The sequence below is a fragment of the Vitreimonas sp. genome (assembly GCF_036392335.1).
In the GTDB taxonomy this organism is placed as follows: Bacteria; Pseudomonadota; Alphaproteobacteria; order Caulobacterales; family Aquidulcibacteraceae; genus Vitreimonas.
Window position 1 is genome coordinate 1 of the sequence record NZ_DASVYD010000016.1, and the last position, 5,436, is coordinate 5,436.

Annotated in this window: 7 protein-coding genes; 5 read left to right on the forward strand and 2 right to left on the reverse strand. The window is 63.7% G+C overall.

Translation table 11 applies throughout. From position 1 onward, the window contains the following. On the forward strand, positions 1–1,752 hold a 1,752-nt coding region (locus VF769_RS03420), incomplete at its 5' end, for a DUF3363 domain-containing protein (RefSeq protein WP_331006965.1). Positions 1,753–2,368: 616 nt separating this feature from the next. Here VF769_RS03420 and VF769_RS03425 read toward each other — a convergent pair. Next, complete coding sequence (locus VF769_RS03425) at positions 2,369–2,638, reverse strand: hypothetical protein (protein ID WP_331006966.1); 270 nt, start codon at positions 2,636–2,638, stop codon at positions 2,369–2,371. Positions 2,639–2,802: 164 nt separating this feature from the next. Next, complete coding sequence (locus VF769_RS18415; protein ID WP_349258088.1) at positions 2,803–3,051, reverse strand: helix-turn-helix transcriptional regulator; 249 nt, start codon at positions 3,049–3,051, stop codon at positions 2,803–2,805. Between the two features lie 290 nt (positions 3,052–3,341). Here VF769_RS18415 and VF769_RS03435 point away from each other — a divergent pair, with 290 nt between their 5' ends. The 4 genes from VF769_RS03435 to VF769_RS03450 form a co-directional block, all read left to right on the forward strand. Then, on the forward strand, positions 3,342–3,638 hold the full coding sequence (locus tag VF769_RS03435; protein WP_331006968.1) for a hypothetical protein: 297 nt from the start codon (positions 3,342–3,344) through the stop codon (positions 3,636–3,638). Continuing rightward, complete coding sequence (locus VF769_RS03440) at positions 3,635–3,916, forward strand: hypothetical protein (RefSeq protein WP_331006969.1); 282 nt, start codon at positions 3,635–3,637, stop codon at positions 3,914–3,916. Before VF769_RS03435 ends, VF769_RS03440 begins: the two co-directional genes overlap by 4 nt. Continuing rightward, positions 3,913–4,410, forward strand: coding sequence for a hypothetical protein (locus VF769_RS03445; protein ID WP_331006970.1), 498 nt, complete (start codon positions 3,913–3,915; stop codon positions 4,408–4,410). Before VF769_RS03440 ends, VF769_RS03445 begins: the two co-directional genes overlap by 4 nt. 253 nt (positions 4,411–4,663) lie before the next feature. Continuing rightward, positions 4,664–5,436, forward strand: a 773-nt coding sequence (locus VF769_RS03450; protein WP_331006971.1) for a hypothetical protein, incomplete at its 3' end; no start/stop codon positions are given.

Here is a 5,436-nt window from a genome sequence, read left to right on the forward strand (position 1 = left end):
GGCAGCGGCGGCGGCGCGCTCATGCGTCATGCCCTCTATGTCGAGCGCGACGGTGCCGGACGCGAGGGCGATCCCGTGCAGGTGTTCGACCGCGAGCTCGACCGGGCGGACGGCGCCGCCTTCGTCGAGCGGTGCGAAAACGACCGCCACCATTTTCGGGTCATCATCTCGCCCGAGCACGGCGGGGAGATCGACGACTTGAAGAGCTACACCCGCGACCTCGTACGCCGGGTCGAACTTGATCTCGGCACGCGCATCGACTGGATCGCGGCTGAGCACCACGACACCGGTCGGCCCCATGTCCATCTCCTGATGCGCGGCCGCCGAGAAGACGGGCGCGACATGGTGATCCCGCGCTCTTATGTTTCCCATGGTTTCCGGGAACGCGCCGAAGGACTGGCGACCGAGCTACTCGGCCCGCGCCTTGAACCGGATCGGCTCGATCGCGCTGTAAAGCTCGAACGATTCACCGAGCTTGATCGCGATCTCCTAAGTCACACACGCGGCGGTGAGGTCGCGCTTGCTCATTTGCCTGACGAGGGCAAGCGCGCGAGCCGACTGGTTCAACGCCTCAATCGCTTGGAAGAACTGGGCCTGGCCGAGCAGGCGCGACCGGGCGCCTGGCGTATGCACGCCGATTTGGAGGAGCAACTCACCCGGCTCGCCGATCGGCGTGAACGGGAGCGCGCTACAGCGCGTCTGTTGGCGCACGAGGATCGCGGCCTTCAGCCCGAGCGGACACGTGAACTCGAAGCCGCGCATTCAAGCCAACGCGTGACGGGTCGCTTAGTTGGGTTGGAGCAACTGGGCGACGACGTCCGCGGACCGCACCTCGTGGGCGTCGAAGGCGTTGACGGCAAGTTCTGGACAGCGCGCGTTGGACGTCTGGACGATCTCCGTGGCCTGACCGAGGTCGAACGCGGCGCCATTGTTCAACTGGATCGCGCCACGCCGGAAATGCGCGCGTCGGATCGTACCATCTGGGAGATCGCCGAGAAGAACGGCCTCACCTACTCGGCCGAGCTGCATCGCAGCCAGCGGCCGGGGGATCGCGACAACTACATCATCATGCATGAGCGGCGACTAGAGGCCCTCCGGCGCGACGGCATTGTCACCCGCGATTCCGGCGGGACGTTCCATCTCCCTGACGATTACCAGGCCCGTGTGGCCGCCCGCGAAGGATTGGGCGGGCGCGAAAGCGCACGCGTCACGTTGCTCGATCCACATTCGCTTGAGCGCCAAGCCGATTATCGCGGGCCAACTTGGCTCGACCGGATGGCGGACGGCATCGAAGATCGCAGCCAATTACGCCACGACGGCTTCGGCAAGGAAGTGAGCGAGGCCTGGAAACAACGAGAAGCAACGTTGGAGAAGCTTGGCCTTGGCGAAACCCGCGCCGACGGCTTTCATCCCGCGCACGATTGGCGCGGCGCTCTCACGACGCTGGAAGAGAAAGCTGTGCGCGATCGCATCGAGCGCGACACAGGGCGTGTGCCGCACTTCGCGCGCGATGGCGATTCTGTTCACGGGCTCTACACGAGCCGCATTCACATGGCCGAGCAAAGCTACGCACTAATCGAGCGCGCCGATCACCGCTTCTCATCAACTCTGGTGCCGTGGCGTCCAGAAATGGATCGCGCGCTCAATCAGCTTGTCTCAGGCCGTGTCAACGGACGCGACTTCGACTTCAGGTACGGCAAGGGCGTCGAGAAAGAGATCGCCAAGGCGCTCAGCATCGGCGGGCGCGGTTAGCACGCTCTGCCCCGCCGGGACCGGCGGTGTCGGGAGCGTCGAACAGGTCAGGCTGTGGAATCGCGCTCGCCTGTTTTCGGCGCTTAGGCTTTAGCCCAGTGGCTTCGGCGAGTGCAGCGCGCGCCTTCGCATGGCGCCGCTCTGCTTCGAACGCGCTTCGTCCTTGAAAGCGATCCATCGCGATCCTGAGTGCCGGTAGGTCGCTGCGCACCCAATAGACGCGTGCGCGAAGCACGACCGGCGAAGGAAATCCTGGAATGGCGCTTCGACTTGCGCGCCACAGACTTGATCGGCTGACGCCAAGCTCAGCGGCGACGCGTTTTTGGGGCACCAAATCCTTCATGCGCCCGCACCCCACAAGTAGGGTGCGACGGGCCGCATGCGGGCCGCATGCAACGTGAGGAAACACGGTGCAACACTGTGCGATATGACGCGAGCGAGTGTCGAACGCTGTGGCATCGCATGAGAACGGAAGCACACGAGCGCGGGCGCGAATATCTCGTTCTAGTTTCGCGCGAACGCCGGGCGCGCCGCCTGTTGGCGGTGAGAGAGTCAATAGGCACGATCATGCCTATTGACTTCGGCGGTGGAGACAGCGCGGGCGCGCCAAGGCATTTCATCCGAAGCTTGCTTGCTCGCGGGCCGGCTTGCGCGGCTCGCTCGACGAACGACGCGGCGCCGAGACCTGGGTGCTGAAATACGCGTCGAGATGACTTTTTCGATACATGGCGCGATCGGCAACGTGCGTGCAAAGCGGCCCCGTACCTTCGTGGAATTTGCGCGCGAGTGTTTGCGGCGCGGTCTCTAGTCCCAATTCCGTGAGATAGCGCGCCGCTTCCTTGCGCGAATAAAGCGGATCATGCGGTTCTGCGATGTTCTCGAACATGATGCGTTCTGCTCCTGCGTTCCCCACAACTTATCCACAAGCTCAGGACGCAATGGCGCGCGGTCAAGATCGTGACCGGCGCCGGAGACAACGGGAAACAACTGGGACACACACGGCAACGTCGGGCAACACAGTGCGACGCTGTTCGTCATCATTTCGATGACTCATTTCTTCAGCCTGACTCCCGCTCCGCCGGCCTTCATCTCTTTAGGCTCAAGGAAGACGACACCAGCATCTTCGAGTGCGCGCCGAACAGCTTCGACATTTGCAGCAGTGCTGGCCGCAGGTCCCCGCTCACTTTCCATGCGTCGTATTGTTGGTACGGACAGCTTGGTCTTCTCAGCGAGCTTCGGTTGGGTCCAGTCCAGCAGCGCTCGGGCAGCGCGTATTTGAGCGGCAGTTAATTCCGGCATTTTGCTTTTGCGATCATACTTGCAAAAAACGATCACGCTGTTATTGTGCGTGATAGCAAACGACTCATACGTACCAGAAAGGCAAACCAATGTCTCGACGCCCACCCGTGGCGGCGAACGCGGGCCCGCGCCCCCACGGTCCCTCACGCCGAGCACTTCTCGGCGGAGCGACAGCAGCGCCGCTGCTACTCGAAAGGTCGACGGCAGATGCCGATCAATCAGTCGTCGCGTGCGAAAACTGGCTCGCTCTGCGCGCTGAACACGAGCGTTTGGCCCGTCGATGGTCAAGGTTGGAAGCCAAGCTCGCGCGCGAGCACAACTATCTGAGTCTGTCCCGTCGCCAACAGCGGGCGCTGCCCGAAGCGCGCGAACTCGACGACATCGACGATCAATTGGAGGAGTTGCACGAACAGCAGCAGACGCTGCTAGCGGTTCTGCCAACACTCGCCGCCACCAGCGCGCTCGGCCTGGCCGGAAAGCTCGCGGTTGCAGCCATCGAAGTATGCCCCGAAGAAAATGAGGAAGTTCATCACCTCATTGCGTCGATCCTACGTGATCTCAAGGCAATGACGCCTCCAGGCCCATGATCTCCTCCTTCCTTCTGTCCGTCTGCATCCTGATGTGCGTCGGCGCACTCCTGCATCTCGCATGGGGCATTCTCCGCGCCGCATTGGTCTGGGCGCCGTCCGGCTATGCCGGGATTGTCGCTGGATGGTACGTCGCCCAATGCAGTGAGAACGCCGCCATGGCCGTCGCGGCGGCGCTCGGCGCCTCGACGCTAGTGCGGTTCGCGATTGCCACTGCTTGGATGAGCTGCTTTGCGCCGCGCCGTATCGTCTTAGCCGCTTGGGCAGAAGAGCTGTGAAGCAGCGTCAAACTTCGGGCCCCTCGCGTCGCGCTCTGATCGCGGGCGCAGCCGCAGCGCCATTACTCGCCGCTGGCTGCGCTTTACCAACGCGCGCGATCGCACAAGCGCCGCCGACGGAAAACGTCACAGTCGATCCGGCTCTCGAACTGGCGCGCCAATGTCTGGCGTTGCGTCGCGAGAACGAGCGGCTGCATCGTCGCTGGGGAGACACCGAAGCTTGGCTTGCTGACAACCATGACTGGTTCAAGCTCACTGATGCGCAGCAGCGTGCGCTGCCCGAGGCTCGGAAGCTTTACGACATCGATCGACGTTTCGTCGCGCTCGAGAAGGAGCGTCCGCGTGCGATGCGGCGTCTGCGTCGCACGCCCGCCAAAAGCCTGGCCGGAGCAATCGGCAAGCTCCGAGTGGTCGTTGCCGCGATCGAACCGGATGAGTTTCCGAGCGCGTATCGCCTGCTTGAGGCGACGATCCGCGACCTTCAGTCTCTCTAGGACCGCCGGGTGCCACCGTGCTCGCGCGCGTCAAGGGCGAGCGCGTGCCGCGCCGCGCTGGCGCGCGTCCCCTGACGCACCCTGCGCGCGATGGCCGAGCTGAAGGCGTCGGGCCGCGGGGCGTCCCGAACAAACGCCGACGCGCCTGCCGGCGGCGTCGACCACAGGGCTATGGTAGCAAACGGAATGCGTTCGCGCTTGGAAGGTCGCGGACATTAGGAATCGCTCGCGCGCATGCTAGGCTTGCTAGTCCATGACGATTCTCCCCGTGCAAGCGCACGACACCGAGGGCGTTTTCACCGAGCGCCCCGGCGCCGAATTCATCGACGACTTCTTGGCCCATGTCCGCGACACGGGCGACCCTACGACGTGGCGTTGGCACTCTCACACGGCGCCCGATAAGGCGGCCAAACCTGTCCTGCTGAAGACCTTCGACGTGCCGGAAGGCTTTGCGAAGGACCCAGCGCGTTGGGCGCGATGTCCGCTCTGCGCCCCGGCTTTTCCCAAATACAAATTCGGCGCTCTCGTTTGGTTTCCCGTCTCCGGCGGCGGAGACGGGAGAGTCCGCGCCATCGGCAACGAGTGCGGAGCGAAATACTTCGGCAAAGCCGCGTACCGGATGGCGCAGAACGTCTATCGCCGCGAACAAGACGAAGAAGCTCAACGCGCCTATTTGGCCCGTGCGCTTCCCGTTGCCCCTGCTCTGAAGGCCGCGTTAGAGGCTAGCGCCGAACGCGCGCAAGCGGCGGACGCGCTGCGAGCGCAGCTACTGAAGTTCATTCCTCGCGATCTCGTGCGAACGCTGCAACATGCGACGATTGCCGGGGGTATGCTCACTGTGCAGGTGCAAGTACGCGTCCCCTTCATTGGCCGCGACGGGACGCCCGGGGAGCGCATGGAATACCAGCCCCGTCCCCTGGCGTCGGTAAAGGGTGCCGCGTTTCTTTATGGTGGGGGCGGATCGCCAGAGCCGCTTCGCATGAAAGCGCTCCAATTACTCGCCGACATTCCCCCGGCGTCGCAATT